The sequence below is a fragment of the Variovorax sp. 160MFSha2.1 genome (assembly GCF_048305075.1).
Lineage (GTDB): Bacteria > Pseudomonadota > Gammaproteobacteria > Burkholderiales > Burkholderiaceae_C > Variovorax > Variovorax guangxiensis.
Map to the genome: position 1 here is coordinate 3,424,103 of NZ_CP157624.1, position 17,855 is coordinate 3,441,957.

General features: G+C 68.4%; 23 protein-coding genes. 18 read left to right on the forward strand and 5 right to left on the reverse strand.

What is annotated here, in order from left to right; translation table 11 throughout:
* The first annotated feature begins 2 nt into the window (after positions 1-2).
* The 8 genes from ccoO to ABL838_RS15480 are packed head-to-tail and all read left to right on the forward strand — an operon-like array spanning position 3 to position 5,875.
* On the forward strand, positions 3-644 hold the full coding sequence (gene ccoO / locus ABL838_RS15445; RefSeq protein ID WP_418121070.1) for a cytochrome-c oxidase, cbb3-type subunit II: 642 nt from the start codon (positions 3-5) through the stop codon (positions 642-644).
* Between the two features lie 24 nt (positions 645-668).
* Complete coding sequence (locus ABL838_RS15450; protein ID WP_184637899.1) at positions 669-809, forward strand: cbb3-type cytochrome oxidase subunit 3; 141 nt, start codon at positions 669-671, stop codon at positions 807-809.
* A gap of 13 nt (positions 810-822) precedes the next feature.
* The gene (ccoP, locus tag ABL838_RS15455; protein WP_418121071.1) at positions 823-1,740 is read left to right on the forward strand and encodes a cytochrome-c oxidase, cbb3-type subunit III; all 918 of its coding nucleotides are present in this window, start codon (positions 823-825) and stop codon (positions 1,738-1,740) included.
* Positions 1,741-1,755: 15 nt separating this feature from the next.
* Positions 1,756-3,189, forward strand: coding sequence for a cytochrome c oxidase accessory protein CcoG (gene ccoG / locus ABL838_RS15460; RefSeq protein WP_418121072.1), 1,434 nt, complete (start codon positions 1,756-1,758; stop codon positions 3,187-3,189).
* Positions 3,190-3,199: 10 nt separating this feature from the next.
* On the forward strand, positions 3,200-3,505 hold the full coding sequence (locus ABL838_RS15465) for a FixH family protein (protein ID WP_240650491.1): 306 nt from the start codon (positions 3,200-3,202) through the stop codon (positions 3,503-3,505).
* Positions 3,502-3,768, forward strand: a complete 267-nt coding sequence (locus tag ABL838_RS15470) for a hypothetical protein (protein WP_126019816.1) — start codon at positions 3,502-3,504, stop codon at positions 3,766-3,768. The genes ABL838_RS15465 and ABL838_RS15470 overlap by 4 nt, the downstream gene beginning before the upstream one ends.
* Positions 3,765-5,171, forward strand: coding sequence for an oxygen-independent coproporphyrinogen III oxidase (gene hemN, locus ABL838_RS15475; protein ID WP_418121075.1), 1,407 nt, complete (start codon positions 3,765-3,767; stop codon positions 5,169-5,171). Before ABL838_RS15470 ends, hemN begins: the two co-directional genes overlap by 4 nt.
* Positions 5,172-5,173: 2 nt before the next feature.
* A complete protein-coding gene (locus ABL838_RS15480) occupies positions 5,174-5,875 on the forward strand; it encodes a sulfite exporter TauE/SafE family protein (RefSeq protein ID WP_418121076.1) in 702 nt (233 codons plus the stop codon).
* A gap of 21 nt (positions 5,876-5,896) precedes the next feature.
* Here the strand turns inward: ABL838_RS15480 and ABL838_RS15485 are convergent, their stop codons facing one another.
* Positions 5,897-6,400 carry an ornithine carbamoyltransferase gene (locus tag ABL838_RS15485; RefSeq protein ID WP_184637888.1) on the reverse strand — a complete coding sequence of 168 codons (504 nt, stop codon included), beginning with the start codon at positions 6,398-6,400 and terminating at the stop codon, positions 5,897-5,899.
* 234 nt (positions 6,401-6,634) lie between these two features.
* Here ABL838_RS15485 and ABL838_RS15490 point away from each other — a divergent pair, with 234 nt between their 5' ends.
* Positions 6,635-7,399, forward strand: a complete 765-nt coding sequence (locus tag ABL838_RS15490; RefSeq protein ID WP_184637887.1) for a Crp/Fnr family transcriptional regulator — start codon at positions 6,635-6,637, stop codon at positions 7,397-7,399.
* Positions 7,400-7,420: 21 nt separating this feature from the next.
* Here ABL838_RS15490 and ABL838_RS15495 read toward each other — a convergent pair whose 3' ends face one another.
* Positions 7,421-9,562, reverse strand: a complete 2,142-nt coding sequence (locus tag ABL838_RS15495) for a PAS domain S-box protein (protein ID WP_418121079.1) — start codon at positions 9,560-9,562, stop codon at positions 7,421-7,423.
* Positions 9,555-10,283: a response regulator gene (locus tag ABL838_RS15500; protein ID WP_184637883.1), complete on the reverse strand. Its 729-nt coding sequence runs from the start codon at positions 10,281-10,283 to the stop codon at positions 9,555-9,557. The genes ABL838_RS15495 and ABL838_RS15500 overlap by 8 nt, the downstream gene beginning before the upstream one ends.
* 201 nt (positions 10,284-10,484) lie before the next feature.
* Between ABL838_RS15500 and ABL838_RS15505 the strand changes: the two genes are divergently transcribed.
* From ABL838_RS15505 to ABL838_RS15515, 3 genes are all read left to right on the forward strand, one after another.
* Positions 10,485-11,669, forward strand: a complete 1,185-nt coding sequence (locus tag ABL838_RS15505) for a fatty acid desaturase (RefSeq protein ID WP_418121080.1) — start codon at positions 10,485-10,487, stop codon at positions 11,667-11,669.
* 105 nt (positions 11,670-11,774) lie between these two features.
* Positions 11,775-12,008, forward strand: coding sequence for a hypothetical protein (locus tag ABL838_RS15510; RefSeq protein WP_184637879.1), 234 nt, complete (start codon positions 11,775-11,777; stop codon positions 12,006-12,008).
* 73 nt (positions 12,009-12,081) lie between these two features.
* Complete coding sequence (locus tag ABL838_RS15515) at positions 12,082-12,927, forward strand: universal stress protein (RefSeq protein ID WP_184637877.1); 846 nt, start codon at positions 12,082-12,084, stop codon at positions 12,925-12,927.
* A 27-nt stretch (positions 12,928-12,954) separates the two neighbouring features.
* Here ABL838_RS15515 and ABL838_RS15520 read toward each other — a convergent pair whose 3' ends face one another.
* Positions 12,955-13,461 (reverse strand): universal stress protein, encoded by a 507-nt coding sequence (locus ABL838_RS15520; protein ID WP_184637875.1) that lies wholly within the window; start codon positions 13,459-13,461, stop codon positions 12,955-12,957.
* A 166-nt stretch (positions 13,462-13,627) separates the two neighbouring features.
* Here ABL838_RS15520 and ABL838_RS15525 point away from each other — a divergent pair, with 166 nt between their 5' ends.
* Positions 13,628-14,212, forward strand: coding sequence for a hemerythrin domain-containing protein (locus tag ABL838_RS15525; RefSeq protein ID WP_418121082.1), 585 nt, complete (start codon positions 13,628-13,630; stop codon positions 14,210-14,212).
* A 36-nt stretch (positions 14,213-14,248) separates the two neighbouring features.
* On the opposite strand, the gene ABL838_RS15530 is transcribed toward ABL838_RS15525, so the two are convergent.
* On the reverse strand, positions 14,249-14,776 hold the full coding sequence (locus tag ABL838_RS15530; RefSeq protein WP_418121083.1) for a flavodoxin family protein: 528 nt from the start codon (positions 14,774-14,776) through the stop codon (positions 14,249-14,251).
* Between the two features lie 137 nt (positions 14,777-14,913).
* On the opposite strand from ABL838_RS15530, the gene ABL838_RS15535 reads away from it, so the two are divergent.
* Genes ABL838_RS15535 through ABL838_RS15555 form a run of 5 tightly spaced genes read left to right on the forward strand, consistent with a single transcriptional unit; the run spans position 14,914 to position 17,819 of the window.
* A complete protein-coding gene (locus tag ABL838_RS15535; RefSeq protein ID WP_126019946.1) occupies positions 14,914-15,336 on the forward strand; it encodes a universal stress protein in 423 nt (140 codons plus the stop codon).
* Complete coding sequence (locus ABL838_RS15540; RefSeq protein WP_418121084.1) at positions 15,336-16,778, forward strand: trypsin-like peptidase domain-containing protein; 1,443 nt, start codon at positions 15,336-15,338, stop codon at positions 16,776-16,778. Before ABL838_RS15535 ends, ABL838_RS15540 begins: the two co-directional genes overlap by 1 nt.
* A gap of 10 nt (positions 16,779-16,788) precedes the next feature.
* A complete protein-coding gene (locus ABL838_RS15545; RefSeq protein WP_418121085.1) occupies positions 16,789-17,322 on the forward strand; it encodes an NUDIX domain-containing protein in 534 nt (177 codons plus the stop codon).
* Between the two features lie 39 nt (positions 17,323-17,361).
* Entirely contained in the window at positions 17,362-17,517 is a 156-nt protein-coding gene (locus ABL838_RS15550; RefSeq protein ID WP_418121086.1) for a hypothetical protein, read from the forward strand.
* Positions 17,514-17,819 carry a high-potential iron-sulfur protein gene (locus ABL838_RS15555; protein WP_184637863.1) on the forward strand — a complete coding sequence of 102 codons (306 nt, stop codon included), beginning with the start codon at positions 17,514-17,516 and terminating at the stop codon, positions 17,817-17,819. Before ABL838_RS15550 ends, ABL838_RS15555 begins: the two co-directional genes overlap by 4 nt.
* The last annotated feature ends 36 nt before the right edge of the window (positions 17,820-17,855 follow it).

Consider the following 17,855-nt stretch of genomic DNA (forward strand, 5'->3'; position numbering starts at 1 on the left):
CGATGAACCAGAACAACTCCAGCCCGGCTTCCAGCTCCGGCGGCTTCACGCACGAGAAGATCGAGACCAACAACCTGCTGATGATCGTGCTGATCCTCGTGGTGGTGGCCGTCGGCGGCCTCGTCGAGATCGTGCCGCTGTTCTTCCAGAAGTCGACCACCGAGGCGGTGCAGGGCGTCAAGCCGCTCACGCCGCTGCAGCTGGCCGGGCGCGACGTCTACCTGCGCGAGGGTTGCTACAACTGCCACTCGCAGATGATCCGGCCCTTCCGTTCGGAGACGCTGCGCTACGGCCACTACTCGGTGGCGGGCGAGTTCGTCTACGACCACCCCTTCCAGTGGGGCAGCAAGCGCACCGGCCCCGACCTGCACCGCGTTGGCGGCAAGTACAGCGACGAGTGGCACCGCATCCACCTCAACAACCCGCGCGACGTCGTGCCCGAGTCGAACATGCCGGCCTACACCTGGCTGGAGAAGACGCCGGTCGACGCCGAGGCGCTGCCGGCCCACATGCGCGCGCTGCGCCGCGTGGGCGTGCCCTACACGGACGCCGAGATCGCCGGTGCCACGGACGAAGTCCGCGGCAAGACCGAGATGGAGGCCACGGTGGCCTACCTGCAGTCGCTGGGCCTGGCGCTGAAGTAGGCACGGCGGCAAAGGACACAAAACATGATCGACCTCACCACCTTGCGCATCGGCGCCACCGTCGTGTGCTTCGCGCTCTTCATCGGCATCGTGATCTGGGCGTATTCGCGCCGCAACGCGCCCGGTTTCCAGGAAGCCGCACGCCTGCCCTTCGAGCAGGACTGAAGGGAGAAGCACGATGAGCGATTTCATCCACCGTTTCTGGTCCGACTACGTTGCAGTCGTCTCGCTGCTGAGCATCCTCGGCTGCGTGATCCTGCTGTGGCTCACCGCCCGCAAGCGCGTCGCGTCCAGTGCCGACAACACCACCGGCCACGTCTGGGACGAGGACCTGCGCGAGGCCAACAATCCGCTGCCCATGTGGTGGGTGGGTCTCTTCGTGCTGACCATCGTCTTCGGGCTGGGCTACCTGGCGGTCTTTCCGGGGCTGGGGAGCTTTCGCGGCCAATACGACTGGACCTCGCGCGGCGAGTACGACGCGGAAGTCGCCAGGGCCACGCAGGAGCTCGCGCCCGTCTACGCGAAGTACGCCGCCATGCCGGTCGAGGACGTCTCCAGGGACCCGCAAGCCCGAGCCATCGGCGAGCGGCTCTTCATGGGCAACTGCGCGCAGTGCCACGGTTCCGACGCGCGCGGCAGCAAGGGCTTTCCCAACCTCACGGACAAGGACTGGCTGCATGGCGGCACGCCCGAGAAGATCATCGAGACCATCACCAAGGGCCGCGTGGGCGTGATGCCGCCCATGGCCGCCGCCGTCGGCACGCCCGACGACGTGAAGAACGTCGCCAACTACGTGCTGAGCCTGTCGGGAGAGCCGCACGACTCGGTGCGCGCCGGCCTCGGGAAGTCGAAGTTCACGGCCTGCGCCGCCTGCCACGGCATCGGCGGCGTCGGCAACCAGGCGCTGGGCGCGCCCAATCTCAGCGACAGGATCTGGCTGCACGGCTACGGCGAGGAAGCCATCGTCCAGATGATCAATTCGGGCAAGCACAACGAGATGCCCGCGCAGGAAGGCCGCCTCACCGAGGCGCAGATCCGGATGGTGGCGTCGTATGTCTGGGGCCTCTCCAACAGCACGGCCGCGGCCACGCCCTGACGTCGGCAGCCCGCCATGACCCGGAAGATCATTCCCATAGCGAACGCGAGCAGCAGCGCAAACCTGGGCAGCGGCGAGGAGGTCGGCCTCTACGAGGCCACGAAGAAAATCTACCCCCGCACCGTGCGCGGCATGTTCGCGCGCTGGCGCTGGGCCATGGTCTTTCTCACCCAGCTGGTGTTCTATGGCATGCCATGGGTGGAGTGGGGCGGGCGGCAGATGGTGCTGTTCGACCTCGCGGCGCGGCGCTTCTACATCTTCGGGCTGGTGCTGTACCCGCAGGACCTGATCTACCTCTCTGGCCTGCTGGTCATCAGCGCGCTCTCGCTCTTCCTCTTCACCGCGGTGGCGGGTCGGCTGTGGTGCGGCTATGCCTGTCCGCAGACGGTCTACACCGAGATCTTCATGTGGGTGGAGCAGAAGATCGAAGGCAACCGCGTCGCGCGCATGCGGCTGGACGCCGAACCGATGTCGCTCGAGAAGCTGGTGAAGAAGTGGTTCAAGCACATCGTGTGGATCGGCATCGCGATGTGGACCGGCTTCACCTTCGTGGGCTACTTCACGCCCATCCGCGAGCTCGGCCTGGCCTTCCTGCAGACGCAGATGGGCTCCTGGGAAGTCTTCTGGGTGTTCTTCTACGGCTTCGCGACCTATGGCAACGCCGGCTTCATGCGCGAGCAGGTCTGCAAGTACATGTGCCCCTACGCGCGCTTCCAGAGCGCGATGTTCGACCGCGACACCCTGATCGTCACCTACGACCCCGGGCGCGGCGAGCCGCGCGCGCCGCGCCGCAAGGGGCCGGACCCGCGCACGATGGCGCTGGGCGACTGCATCGACTGCGGCCTGTGCGTGCAGGTGTGCCCCACCGGCATCGACATCCGCAAGGGCCTGCAGTACGAGTGCATCGGCTGCGGCCTTTGCGTGGATGCCTGCGACACGGTCATGCAGAAGATGGCCTACGCGCCGGGGCTGATCCGCTACGACACGCAAAACGGCATGGAGGCCGGCTGGTCTCGCCGGCAGCTGCTGCGGCGGGTGCTGCGTCCGCGCGTGCTGGTCTACACGGCGATCCTGGCGCTGCTGGTGGCCGGCCTGCTGGCCAGCCTGGTGGTGCGCACGCCGCTGAAGGTCGACGTGGTGCGCGACCGCGCTTCGCTGGCGCGCATCGCCGAGGGCGGAAAGCTCGAGAACGTCTACCGGCTGCAGATCATGAACGCCACCGAGCAGCCGCGGCACTACCTCATCTCGGCCAGCGGGCTGGAGGGCCTGAGCGTGTCGCCCGAGCAGCCGGTGAGCGTCGAGGCCGCCCAGTCGCGCTGGGTCGCCGTGCGGCTGCAGGTGCCCTACGGCTCCGCGACGCCCGGCTCGCATACGGTGCACTTCAGCATCCGCGAGGAGGGCGGTGGGGCGCAGGTTTCCGAGAAAGCGGCCTTCCTGGTGCCGCGCTGAAAGGTCTGGAATGAACGCAGCAACCGATTCGACGATGAACGCGCTCGCCGCCGGGGCGGACAAGCCCTGGTGGCGCCATCCGTTGCTCTGGATGGTGATCGGTGGCCCGGTGGCCGTGATGATCGCGAGCTTCGTGACCTTCTGGCTGGCCTGGCGAAGCCCCGATGCGCTGGTGTCGCCGGACTACTACCGCGAAGGCGTCGAGATCAACAAGGCCCTGGCCGCGAAGAAGCACCTTCCCGCGCTGACCGGCCGCAACCACGCGATGACGCCCGCGGAAGACGTGCCCTCCGTGGGCCGGAAGGCCGCGCCATGAACGCGATGCGGCTGGTCGCCGGCATCCTGTGGCCGTCCTTCCTCGTGGCCTGCGGCATGGAGGTGCTGGTGTTCGCGCTGGTCGATCCCATCAACACCTTCTGCGGCGCCGACGCGCTGCGCATGTCGCGCCAGGGCATCTATACCGGTGCTTTCTTCGTCTTCTGGCTGATGGCGGCGGCGTCCAGCGCCTGCACGGTGCTGCTCGCCGGACCGGCCATGCCTGGACAACCCGATGCGCCTGCAGGCACTACCTCCCCATGACTTCCATCGCTCTCGCCCCCGAGCCCGTGCACGCACCACTGCCCCTCGACCTGCTGCGGCAGTTCGACGTGCCCGGGCCGCGCTACACCTCGTACCCCACTGCAGATCGCTTCGTCGAGGCCTTCGGTGCCGACGACTACGTGCAGGCGCTGCGGCATCGCCGCGAGGCCGGCTCCGGGGCGTCGCCGCTGTCGCTGTACGTCCACATCCCGTTCTGCGAGTCGCTGTGCTACTACTGCGCCTGCAACAAGATCGTCACCCGGCACCACGAATGGGGCCGGCAGTATCTGTCGTACCTGGCGCGCGAAGTCGAGTTGCAGGTCGCGCAGCTCGGCCGCAATGCCACCGTGGCCCAGCTGCACCTGGGCGGCGGTTCCCCGACATTCCTAGATGACGCGGAGCTCGGCGAGCTCGTGGAACTGCTGCACCGGTCCTCCGCCTTCGTGCCCGGTGGCGAGCGCTCCATCGAGATCGATCCGCGCACGGTCGACAGGCAAAGGCTCGCCAACCTCGCGACGCTGAGCTTCAACCGCCTGAGCTTCGGCGTGCAGGACTTCGACCCGGCCGTGCAGCAGGCGGTGCACCGCATCCAGCCCGCATCGCAGGTCTTCGCGCTGATGGACGACGCGCGCTCGCTGGGCTTCGAATCGATCAACGTGGATCTGATCTACGGCCTGCCGCGCCAGAACGACGCCTCCTTCGGGCGCACGCTCGCGCAGGTCTGCGATTTGCGGCCCGACCGCATCGCGCTATACGCCTATGCGCATCTGCCGGAGCGCTTCAAGCCGCAGCGGCGCATTTGCGCCGACGAGTTGCCGGACGCCTCGGCGCGCGTGCGCATGCTGGCGGACGCCATCACGAAGCTCACCGATGCGGGCTATGTCTACATCGGCATGGACCACTTCGCGCTGCCCGACGATCCGCTCGCCGTCGCGAAGCGGGAAGGGCGGCTGCATCGCGACTTCCAGGGCTACGGCACCCGGCCCGAGGGCGACCTGGTCGCCCTCGGCGTATCGGGCATCGGGCGCGTGGGCGCCACCTACAGCCAGAACGCCAAGAGCCTGGACGAGTACCGCGACCTGCTCGACCAGGGACGCCTGCCGGTGGTGCGCGGCCTTGCGCTGTCACGCGACGATCAACTGCGCCGCGAGGTGATCATGGCGCTGATGTGCCGGGGGCGGGTCGATTTCGATGCCATGGGCGAAGCCTTCGCGGTCGACTTCCGCCGCTACTTCGCCACCGAGTTCGCCGCGCTCGGGACACTGGTCGCCAGCGGCCTGGTGCGCCTGAGCGACCACGACCTCGTGGTGACCGAGCAGGGCTGGTTCCTCGTGCGCGCGGTCGCGATGGTGTTCGACCGGTACTGTCGTTCCAACCGCACGTGTTTCTCCCGCGTGGTCTGAACATGCAACTCGCGCTCGCCGGTGCCGCACTGCTCATGGGCCTTGCCGGCGGGCCGCACTGCGTGGCGATGTGCGGCGCCGCCTCTTCGGCGGTGATACGGATCGTGCCGCTCCCGGCCGCAGGGCAGGGCACCATGCCGGCGCTCGCCGCGCCCGGTGCCTTCCATCTGGGCCGCATCGCGAGCTACGCGGCGGCTGGTGCCGTCGCTGCCGCCAGCGTCGACAGCCTGGCGCTGGCCAGCGCGCAGGTCGCCGCACTGCGGCCGCTGTGGGTGTTGCTGCACGTTTTCGTGTTCGCCTGGGGCGCGATGCTGGCCGTCACTGGGCGGCAGCCGCTGTGGGCGCGGCGCATCGGTCGTTCGCTGGAATCGCGCCTTCGTCCGCATGCGGGCGGCACGGGGCTGGGCGTGCTTGCCGCCGGGCTGCTCTGGGTGGCGCTGCCCTGCGGGTTGCTCTATTCGGCGCTGATGCTGGCCGGGCTCGGCAGCAGCCCATTGCAAGGCGCAGCGCTCATGATGCTGTTCGCGCTCGGCGGCGGACTTTCGCTGTTGCTCGCGCCGTGGCTCTGGCAGCGGTTGCGATGGACTGGCGGGGAGGCGCGCCAAGCCTGGGGTGCGCGGCTGGCCGGCGTCCTGCTGGCGGCGGTGGCGGTGCACGCGCTCTGGTCGGACCTTCTTCAGCAGATCGACGTCTGGTGCCGCTGAGGCGGTGGCTGCGGAGTCGGCTCAGCCGATGCTTTCCAGCAGCAGGGCCTGGAGGATGAAGCGCCGGTTGTCGGCCCGCGAGGTCGCTTCGCCGAGTAGTTCCGAAAGCTGGTCGGCCGCGTGGGCTTTCATTGCCGCGCCGTCGAAAACCGGAACGCCGGCGTGCTCGGCGATGCGTTGCACCAGCCCCGGGTCCAGCCCTTGGCATTCCACGGCTTCGTAGAGTTTGCCGAGCATGCGGGCAGTGTGCTGCACCTCCTGCAAGGGGCTGGAGGCAGACAGGCTCGAGCGCATCACGGCCACGTGCGCGCCCAGTTCCTCCGCGGCAAGACGGAACAGCGCCTGCGCCTCGTCGGGCTGCGCCTCGCAGAGCAATCCCAGGTTCTTGCCGCGCAGCAGGGGGCGCGTGGTTCCGCCGAGCGCCGCGCGTTGCAGGATGCGCGCCCGTGAGAGCAGGCTGGCCGCTCCCAACGGGGAAAGTTGGCGCTCGGCCTCGGGGCTGCGGACGGTGTTGGAAGGATGCATGGCAACGGTCAATGTATGACTTGCCAAGGTTAGGGATGCCGGCGGGCGGGTCTTTGATGCAGGTCAAGGCGCGGGGGCGATTGCGGCGCCGTGCGCGGGGCGCCCGCGGTTGATACAAACCGGACACACTGCATTGACCCAGTGTCACATTGGGATTCAAGCCATTGGTATTGCATTTTCGATGGCTCCCTAGCATCGATTCATCGAAACGCGACAGACCACCAAGGAGTCTCGATGCTCAACACCAATCCCACGAACACCGCGCAGTTTTCCCCGAGCCTGACCCTGCCCGCCGGCAGCCGGGAATGCGCGGGCCGCAACACCATGGACACGCTGAAACTGCTGGGCGAGCAGCTCAAGCCGCAGCGGCGCGTGGTGCACACGGGCGACACGATCTACCAGGCGGGCGAGCGCTTCGGCAATCTCTACATCCTGAATTCGGGCTTCTTCAAGATCGTGAACCTCTCGGCCGACGGGCGCGAGCAGGTGGTGGGCCTGAAGTTCCGCGGCGACTGGCTGGGCTTCGACGGCATCGCCGGCGGACGCTATGCCTGTGACGCGGTGGCCATGGACACCGGCGAGATCTGGGTCGTTTCCTACGAGGCGCTGCTTGCGACCTGCGCCGTGCAGCCCGAGCTCCTCCAATTGCTGCACGCCGCGATGAGCCGCGAGATCGCCCATGACCGCGATTCGCTGATGTCCGTGTGCACGCTGCCGGCCGATGCCCGCGTGGCCGATTTCCTGCGCTACTGGGCGCAGACCCTGGCCGAGCGCGGAATGCGCGGCGACGAGATCACGCTGCGCATGACGCGCGCCGAGATAGGAAACTACCTGGGCATGACGCTCGAGAGCGTGAGCCGCGCGCTGTCGCGGCTGGCGAGGGACAACGTGATCGGCTTCGCGACGAAGGGGCGCCGCGACGTGCAGATCCCCGACGTGGGCGCACTCAGCGCTTTCGTGCAGCGCTGCCTCGCGCCCGCGCCGACCATGCTGCAGTAGGAAGAGCGCCGCGACCGGGCGTCAGATGTGCCCGGCCAGCACCTTCGCCATGGCGCGCGCCAGTTCGGCGCGCGAATAGGGCTTGCGCAGCAGCTCCCAGCTTTGCGGAACCTCGCGATCGGCGTCCAGCAGCTCCGAGGAGAACCCCGACATCAGCAGCACCGCCATCTGTGGAAAGCGCTGCTGCACTTCCGCCGCCAGCCGCGTGCCGCGCATGCCCGCGCCCAGCGCGATGTCGCTCAGCAACAGGTCGAAGGGGCCCGCTCCCGCATCGAGGGCGGACAGGGCCTGGTCGGCGGTGGTGGCCGAGACCACTTCGCAGCCCAGCGCGGCCAGGAAGGCTTCGACCACCTTGCGGACTTCAGCGTCGTCCTCGACCAGCATCACCCGCAGTCCGGCGGGGAGCGCTTCGCTGCCCGGAAGCTCTTCCATGGCGACGGGTGCGTCCGACTCTTCTTCCTCCGGCTCCTGCTGCCGCGGCAGGTAGAGCATGACCGTGGTGCCCAGGCCCACCTTGCTGTCGATCGACACGGCGCCGCGCGACTGGTTGACGAAGCCGTACACCGTGCTCAGGCCCAGGCCCGTGCCGCGCCCGGCTTCCTTCGTGGTGAAGAAAGGCTCGAAGGCGCGCTCCTTCACGTCGTCGGGCATGCCTGTGCCGCTGTCGGTGATGGAGATCGCGACGAAATGCGTGGTGCCGTCGCTGCCGGGATTGTTTTGCTCGTTGCGCAGGTCCGTCGGCAGCGCGTCGCAGATGCCGGTGCGAAAGCGCAGCGTGCCGCCCTCGGGCATGGCGTCGCGCGCATTGATCGCGATGTTGAGCAGCGCCGACTCCAGCTGGCCCGGATCGGCCATGACCAGCGGATGGCCGGGTGCCGTGTCGATCTCGATGCGGATGCGCTGGTCCAGCGTCCGGCGCAGCATGTCGGCCAGCGAGTGCAGAAGCGCATGCGTGTCCACGGCGGCGGGCTGCAGCACCTGCCGCCGCGAGAAAGCCAGCAGCTTGCCGGTGAGTTCCGCACCGCGCCGCGATGCCCGGGCGGCGGCAGCCAGCAGCCGCTGTCCGTGGCTGCTGTGCGCCAGCTCCGGCAGTTCCTCGAGGACCTGCAGGTTGCCCTGGATGACGGTCAGCAGGTTGTTGAAGTCGTGCGCGATGCCGCCCGTGAGCTGGCCGACGCTCTCGAGCCGCTGCGCATGGTTGAGCGCCTCTTCCGTCTGCACCCGCTGCAGGCTGGTGGCGAGCAGGCTGGACAGCGACTCGAGAAAGCGCACCTCCTCGTCGCCGAAGCGCCTGGATTCCCTGGAGCGTACCGACAGCATGCCGATCACGCGCCCCCGGTCCGACAGCGGCACGGCGAGCGCGCTGACCAGGCCGGCGTCGATGTAGGCCGCGGGCACGCGAAAGCGCGCTTCGTCGGCATAGTCGGGCACCACGACGGGCCGGCCCTGCGAGAAGACGAAGCCCGGCGGAGTGTCGGGGCGGTTGGCGACGTGCGCGCCGATCTCCTCGCCCGGTACCAGCCCGACACCGCTGGCCACGCGGAACTCGAGGCGGTTGCTGTCGAGCAGCCAGACCATCGCCACCTCGACCTCCAGTGCCCGGGTGATGATCTCCGGCACGTGCTGCAGCACCGCCTGCAGGTCTCGCGTATCGACCGCCAGCCGCCCGAGCTGGGCCAGATGCTCGCTGTAGCGGGCGCGCTGCAGCGCCTGCTTCACGCGCGGATAGGCGCCGATGTCGCGGATGGCGGCAACGACGAAGGGCAGGCCATGGCTCTGCAGGGGACTGAGGGCGATCTCCACCATCACTTCGCTGCCGTCCTTGCGCTTGGCCGCCAGTTCCATGTGCGTGCCCATGGGGCGAGGGCGCGGAGCACGACCGTAGGCCTCGCGGTACGAGGCATGGCGCGGGCGGATGCTGTCCGGTACCAGTTCCTCGACGTTCAGCCCGAGCAGTTCGCCCTCCGGGTAGCCCAGCAGCGCGGCCGCCGAGGGGTTGGCGAGCATGATGCTGCCGGACTGATCCACGAGCAGCAGCGAATCGGGATAGGCCACGAAGAGCGAACGGAAGACGCTGCTTTCGTCGATGCCCGAGGGCAGGCGCCGGATGGGCGCGCCGGCCGCCTCGGGCAGCGCAGGGGGGCTGTCCGAAGGGTCAGCCATGGGACACCGGCGGCACCAGCATGTAGCCCGCGCCTCGCACCGACCTGATGAGCTGCGGATCGTCCGCGTCCGACTCGATCTTCTTGCGCAGCCGGCCGACCTGCACGTCGATCGTGCGGTCGAAGGGCGTGGCTTCGCGTCCGCGTGTCTGCTCCAGCAGGAAGTCGCGCGAAAGCACGCGACCTGGATGCAGGGTGAAGACGTGCAGCAGGTCGAACTCGCCGCCGGTCAGCACGACGCTCTCGCCTTGCGGGTTGCGAAGGCTGCGCGAGCCTGTGTCCAGTTGCCAGCCTGCAAAGCGCAGCTTGCCGGCAGACGCCGGCTGATTCGCTACAGGTGCCGGCGTGGCAGGCGCCAGCCGCCTGAGCACGGCCTTCACGCGGGCCACCAGCTCGCGCAGGTCGAAAGGCTTGGTGACGTAGTCGTCCGCTCCCACCTCCAGGCCCACCACCTTGTCGACCGCGTCGCCGCGCCCGGTGACGATGATGAGGCCGCAGCGCCAGCTCTCGCGCATGCGGCGGGCGATGGTGAATCCGTCTTCGCCGGGCAGTCCGAGGTCGAGCAGCACGAGGTCGGCGGGGTCGGTTTCCATCAGCGCCGTGAGAGCCCGCCCCTCATGCACCTGGCTGACGCGGAAGCCATGCCCCTGCAGGTAGCCGGCCAGCAGCTCGGTGATGTCGGGTTCGTCGTCGAGAACCGCGATGTGGGGTGTGTTTTTCATGCGCTGGCGAGGAAATACAGCACGAATTTCCTGGGTGTTCCGGTCTCGCTTGAGCGTAGCACGCACCGTGCGCCGAAGCACCTGCAACAAGCCATCCGCCGCCCGCCATGCTGCCCGGCAACGGCGAGACCGCATTGACCTGCATCAAAGTCCGCGACCCGTGCCGTCCGCAGAATCGCCGGCACTGTTCAAGAGGTATGAATGCAATCCCTGCTTTACTCCGGCGTCCTGGATCTTCCGTGGTGGGGCGTGCTGCTGGCCGCTCTCGCGCTCACGCACGTCACCATCGCGTCCGTCACCATCTTCCTGCACCGCCACCAGGCGCACCGCGCGCTCGAGTTGCACCCCGCGGCGAGCCACTTCTTCCGCTTCTGGCTCTGGCTGACCACCGGCATGGTGACCCGGGAGTGGGCCGCGGTGCACCGCAAGCATCACGCGAAGTGCGAGACCCCCGAAGACCCGCACAGCCCACAGGTGCACGGGCTCAACCGCGTGCTGTGGGGCGGGGTGTTCTATTACATGCGCGAGGCGCGGCGCGCCGAGACCCTGGAACGCTACGGCCACGGCACGCCCGACGACTGGCTGGAGCGGCATCTCTACTCGAAGCACAAGATCCTGGGCATCGTGCTCATGGGCCTCGTGGACATGGCGCTCTTCGGCGCCGTGCCGGGCGCGCTGGTGCTGCTCGTGCAGATCGCGTGGATCCCGTTCTGGGCGGCCGGCGTGGTCAACGGCATCGGCCACTACTGGGGCTACCGCAACTGGCCGGCCCGCGACGCCAGCACGAACATCTTTCCGGTCGGCATCCTGATCGGCGGGGAGGAACTGCACAACAACCACCATGCCTTTCCGGCCTCGGCGAAGCTGTCGAGCAAGTGGTTCGAGTTCGACATCGGCTGGCTCTACATCCGCACGCTGCAGGCGCTGGGCCTGGCGCGCGTGAAGCACGTGGCGCCCACGCCGCGCCTGGTCGCGCCCAAGGCGAACGTCGACCTGGCCACGGTGCAGGCGATCATCCGCAGCCACTACGACGTGCTGTCGAACTACACGCGCTCGCTGAAGAAAGCCTGCGTGGCCGAACTCGGCCGACTGCGCGCCATTTCGCCGGAGGCCGCGCGCGCCCTGAAGGCCGTCAAACCCTGGCTCGGCAAAGACCAGGGCCTGCTCGGGCCCTCGCGGCAGCGGCAGGTGATGCAGGCGCTGAAGGCCTCGCAGCCGCTGGCTACGATGTATTCGATGCGCGGCGAGCTGACCGCACTGTGGAGCCGTTCCACCGCCACGGGCGAGCAACTCGCCAGGCAGTTGCAGGACTGGTGCCAGCGCGCGGAGGCGAGCGGCATCGCGCCGCTGGCGGATTTTTCGCGCCGGCTGCGCTCCTATGCCTGACTGGCCCTTGGGGAAGGCGACACGCGCATTCCTTGTGCCATATCAAGGGAGGTGCGCCCCACGGCGCATAAGGTATTCATGTCACCCTTTTCCGAGGTAGCCCATATGTCCAAGGACAGCTTCTCTACAACCACATCCACGGCCCCGGTCTGCGTCGCTGGCGGCAGCCTCCAGGCCCTGCTGGACTGGGAGGTTGCCGTCGCCAGGAGCATGCTCCTGGTGCAGCGCCAGCAGCTGGAAATGATGTTCGCCTGGCAGCGCTCGGCCACCGCCGTACTGTGCGAATTCCGGGACCAGTGGGTCTGCCGCTTCGGCGGCGGCGTGCCGCTGGACGGCTAGGCGCCGAGGCAATCCGCCCGCAATTCCTTTCCGGCGCCGGGACGCGGCGCGCCAGTTCGCGAGGAGTCCATTCATGAACTACAGAACCATCCTTGTGCACCTGGACCATTCGGACCGCAGCCCCGTGCGCGGCGCGGTGGCGGCCCGGTGGGCGCGGGCGCAAGAGGCCCATCTGGTCGGCCTTGTTCCCACGGGCCTGCATGACGGCGTGATTCCCGCCGATGCCATCGCCACCGGCATGAGCGACTACATCGCCGAGTCGGCCGACTACCTGCGCCGTCGCGCCGAGGCCATCGCGCGCGAGTTCCGGGCGAGCATCGCGGCGTCGGGCCCCCTGTCGTACGAGGTGCGGCTGGCCGACGGCGCCACGGTGGATGCGGTCGCAAGGCACGGCCGCGCGAGCGATCTCGTCGTGCTCGGGCAGGACGACGATTCGACCCGGAAGGACACCACGGTTCGCGCGCTCGCCGAGCAGGTGCTGATGGAAGCAGGGCGCCCGGTGCTGGTCGTGCCCTCGGCCGGCGATGCGTTCGAGCGGGTGCCGAAGGACGCCATCGTGGCCTGGGACGGTTCGCGCGAGGCGGCCGTGGCCCTGCGGGCTGCGCTGCCGGCGCTGCGCAACGGCGTGCGCGTGACGCTCGTGTCGCTGCGCCATCCCCGCGACGAAGACGACGCGCGGCGGCTGCTGGTGCCGGACATGATCCAGTACCTGCTGCGGCATGGCGTGAATGCGCGCGCCGAGTCCGGCGTGACCGAGGCCAGCTTCGCGGACGCGCTGTTGTCACGGGTGTCGGAACTGGGCGCGGATCTTCTGGTGATGGGCGGCTACGGCCATTCGCGATTGCGCGAGCGGATCATGGGCGGCGTCACCCGGCAGATCTTCTCGCAGATGACGGTGCCGGTCCTGATGGCGCATTGACGCGCGGCCGGCTCCCGTCAAAGGGCCTCACTGGCTCGCAAGCTCCCCGCTGGGCAGCGCGAAGCGCTCGTGCTCGGTCTTCGCGCTCTCGGGCGCGCGCACCAAGAGCACCGGCACGGGTGACATGCGCAGGATGTGTTCGGCGCTGCTGCCCATCACCCAGCGGCCGATTCCACGGCGGCCGTGCGTGCCGATCACGATCAGGTCGGCCTTCCAGGACTGCGCCTCGGCGATGACCTGGTCGTGGACGGTGCCCCTGAAGCTGTCGAGCAGCACGACGTCGGTTTCGACGCCCTCCTGGGCCGCCATGGCACGGCCGTCCTCGAGCAGCTTGCGCGCATTGCCGCGCAGTTCTTCCAGCCAGCTGCCGGCATAGCCAGCGTAGGCGTCCATCGACAGCGCGAACGACAGTTCGTCGATGACGTGCGCCAGCCGCAGGCGTGCGCCCGTGAGCTTCGCGAGATGAGTGGCTTCCACCAGGCCGCGGCTGGCAGTGGAACTGCCGTCGACGGGAACAAGAATTCGCTGGTACATGGCAAGACTCCGGAGGGTTGAAAGAGTCGGTCCAGTATCCGGACGGGCGCCTCGCACGGCTTGATATCGATCAAACGCGCAGCTCCCCGGCAGGAGCGGCCTTGATCTGGAACAAGCCCGCGAGCGAAGAAAGCGCGACCCTAGGGGCATGCACAGGAAGACTCTCATGCCCCACGCCTCTGTCCGCATCATCCGCCAGGAGCACGCCGCGCTCGCCGCCATGCTCCGGTCCATCGTCATGCTGCTCGAGCAGCACCGCAAGAAGGGCACGCTGCCCGACTTCGCGACGCTCAGGGCCATGCTCTTCTACGTGGACGAGTTTCCCGAGAAGCGCCACCACCGCAAGGAGACGGAGCTGCTGTTTCCCAAGCTGCGCGCCCGCACGCCAATCTCGCGCGAGCTGCTGGACAGGCTCGACAGCGACCATGCCAAGGGCGAACGCCGGATCCGCAACGTGGAGCACGCGCTGCTGGCCTTCGAGATGCTCGGCGAGCCACGGCGCGAGGAGTTCGAAAGAACCGTCGGCGAGTACGTCGATTTCTATCTCGACCACATGGCGCTGGAGGAGCGAGAGATCCTGCCCCTGGCCGAGCGGGTGCTGACCGAGGACGACTGGCGCGACCTGGACGACGCCTTCTCGCAGAACCGCGACCCGATGACAGGGCACGTGCCCGATCTCGAATACAACGCGCTCTTCACACGCATCGTCAACATCGTTCCAGCTCCCATCGGGCTGGGGCCGGCGCTCTGAGTTGCCGGCAGCGTGCGCCGCCCGGCCAAGAGGGCTTCAGCTCGATTGCGGCGACAGCGTCACGGGGCGCACCACGGCCTGTGGGCCCTCCGCTTCGCGCACGGCGTTGCCGAAGGCCTGCAGCCGCGCCGCGCAGCTGCCGTCGTCCACCTCGCGCATCGTGACCGAGGAACTCAGGATCGGCGCGCGGCCGACAATCCTTGCGACCTCGGCGGCCGCGTTCGGCGCTCCCTGTCCACCCATCACCGAGAGAACGGCGACATCGGGAAGCCGGGCGCGCTGGCGTGCCACGAAGCTGCGCATGGGGCCGGCGAGCTGCAGCATCCAGATCGGCGACACCAGCACCACTGCGTCGAAGTCGCCCGGCGGCGGCCCGTCGTAGCGGATGGCGGGCTCGCGGCGCAGCAGGGAGTCGATCACGCAGCGCAGGCTGCCCAGGCCGCCCGCGCGAGGCCGCGTCTCGGTGATGCGCGCGAGCTGCCAGTTCTGCTGGCTGCACAGCAACTCCGCGACGCGGCGGGAAGTGCCCGTGTAGGAATAGACGATCACCAGGACGTTGTTCATGCTTGCCTCTGCTGCGTTCATGGAAACCCAATGTAGGCAGCGGGCGGGCCCGATGCCTTGCGCTGCATCAAGGGCCGGTGCGGTGCGCGCGGCGACCATCCTTGCATCGGGGGAGCTCCCCGGCTGAAGGAACCATCATGAAAATCCTGCTTGCCGTCGACGGCAGCGACTACACGGACCGCATGCTGTCCTACCTGGCCGCGCACAAGGAATGGTCGGGCGCGGGCCACGACTTCACCGTCTTCCACGTGGTACTGCCCGTGCCGCATCGCGCCGCGGCTTTCGCGGGGCCGGAGATCGTGCACGGCTACTACGAGGACGATGCGCGGATGGTGCTCGAACCTGTGCGCGGCCTGCTTGCCAGGAACGGCATCGAGGCGCGCTTCGAACACCGCATCGGACATCCTGCCGAGGAGATCGCCGCGTTTGCGCAGAAGGGGAAGTTCGACCTGGTGATCATGGGCTCGAGGGGCCACGGTGCCCTGACGAACCTGGTGCTGGGCTCGGTGGCCAACAAGGTCCTGGCCGCGTGCACGGTGCCGGTACTGCTGGTGCGCTGATGAAAACCACCGCCTTCGCGCAAGGCGTGGCCGCACTGGCCCTCGGCGCATTCGCGCTCGCGGGCGGAACGAACGCCTGGCCGCAGGCGCGCTCCTGCATGGAACGTAGTCAGCCGGCATCGCAGGCCGTCGACTTCGCGGCCGCCGCCGCGCGGCAGTCGCCCGCGGTGGTGAGCATCATGGTCACGGAAGGCAGCGGCGACCGGCCCGCCATCGGCGACGTGCGGCCCTCCATGCCATGGGATCGGGCGTGGGCGCGCGGCTTCGCCTCGGGTTTCATCATCGGCAGCGACGGATACATCCTGACCAGCGCCCATGCGGTGACCGGCGCCCGGGCGATCTCCATCGTCACCGCCGACCAGCGCCGCTTCGATGCCGAGGTGGCAGGAGTGGACCGCCTCAGCGATGTCGCGCTGCTGAAGGTCGCGGCTTCAGGCCTGCCGGTCATCGTTCCGCGCCGCGACAGCGAGCTGTGCCCCGGCGAGCGCGTTGCCGCCATGGGCGCGCCGTTCGGCTTCGAGCGCAGCGTGACCGCCGGCGTGGTGAGCGCCAATCCGCGCTACATGCCTGGAGGAAGCGGCGTGCCGCTGATCCAGAGCGACGTGGCGCTCAACCCGGGCAACTCGGGCGGGCCGCTGTTCGACGAACGGGGCGAGGTGGTGGGAATGAACTCGATGATCTATTCGCCCGGCGGCGGATATTTCGGCATGTCGTTCAGCCTGCCCATCGATACCGCGATGCGTGTCGCGGATGAACTCCGCGCGACCGGGCACGTGAGGCGAGGGCACATCGGCGCCCGCACCCAGCCCCTGACGGCCGAGCTGGCGCCGGCCTTCGGCCTTGCCTCCACTCAGGGAGCGCTGATCGTGCGGGTCGACCCGGACAGCCCGGCCGCAGAGGCGGGACTTCGCAGCGGCGACGTGGTGCTGGCCGCCGGAGGCGACACCGCGATGAGCTACGCCGACATACAGAATCGCGTGGCCGCTGCCCGCGCGGGCGGCCGGATCGCGCTGAAGATCTGGCGCCACAAGACGCCGTTGACGGTGCAGGTGGGCGTGGTCGAGAACCCGCCCGATGCCTCGCCCCGTACGGCCACGCGCGCCGCCGCGCAGCAGGAAACGCGCTTCGGGCTCGAACTCATCGAGCGCAAGGGCGTGCTGGGCATCAGCCTGCCGTCCCCGGGGCTGTATGTGCAATCGGTCTCCGGTTCGGCCCAGATGGCGGGGCTGCGATACGGCGACATGCTGATCGCGGTCAACGACGTGGAGGTGGCCAGCCTGGCGGACTTCGACACGGTGATCCGCTCCATCGCGGAGAGCGACACGGTTGCGCTGCTCGTCGTGCGTGGCTCGGCTCGAAGCTACGTGCCGATCCTCCCGCGCAGTGCCGCGCGCGCTCCGGTGGCGCGGCACGCAGGCGAGGCGGTCGCGCCTGTGCCCTGAGGCTTTCGCGATGGAAAAGACGAGCAGCTGCGGCGTTCTGGTGTTTGACATGGCAGGGCAGTTGCTGCTGTGCCACGCGAGCGACAGCCGCTACTGGGACATTCCCAAGGGCGCCGCCGAAGGGCAGGAGGAGGGCGCGCAAGCGGCTGCGCGCGAGGCGGCCGAGGAGTGCGGTCTCCGCCTGTCACCGGGGCAACTGCGGGAACTGGGGCTCTTCCCCTATCGCAAGGGCAAGGATCTCCGGCTCTTCGCGGCGCTGGCGCGGCCCTTCGAGGCGAAGAGCTGCGTGTGTTCCAGCTTCTACACCGACCGCCATGGACGGCGGCGTCCCGAGATGGACGCGTTCCGCTGGGCCACCTTCGAGCAGTTGCCACGGCTCTGTGCGCCCAGCCTTGCCGCGGTGCTGACGCAGGCGTTGTCACTGGCAGCCATCCACGGGCAATTGCTCTACGAAGTGGGGCCGGCCGATGTTGCACCCGGGCCGCACGGCTTTCGCGCAGTTGATCCTGCGCAAAGCCGCGCGCAGCCGGCCGCTCAAGAATGACCGCAGGCCGTTCCCGAAAAACCATCACGAGGTCGCTCCATGAACATCACCTTGAACGCAGCCCTGCAAATCCTGGGGTTCTGCATCGCAACGCTGCTGGCAACTGGTGTCCTCGTGCTGGCGGGTTTGAATGAACGGAATTCTTCGCCGAACGGCCTGGAAACCATCTCGCACACAACGAAAGGCTCACGATGAAGTCCAACCGCAGAACTTTCATGCTCACGCTTGCCGCAACGGGGGCGGCCGTTACCGCCACCGGCTCTTTCGCACAGGCTCGGCTCGATGAAAAAGACCCGCAGGCCGTGGCCTTGAGCTATGTAGCCGACTCGGCGAAGGCCGACGTGAAGAAGTTCCCGAAGCATGACAACGCGCAGCTGTGCAACGGCTGTGCGCTTTGGCAATCCAAGCCGACGGATGCGCAAGGCAACTGCGCACTGTTTGCCGGCAAGCAAGTCAACGCCAAAGGCTGGTGTAGCGCTTGGGCCAGGAAGGTCTAGCGGACCGATTTCGCCAGCTTCAAGCGCATGGCGCGT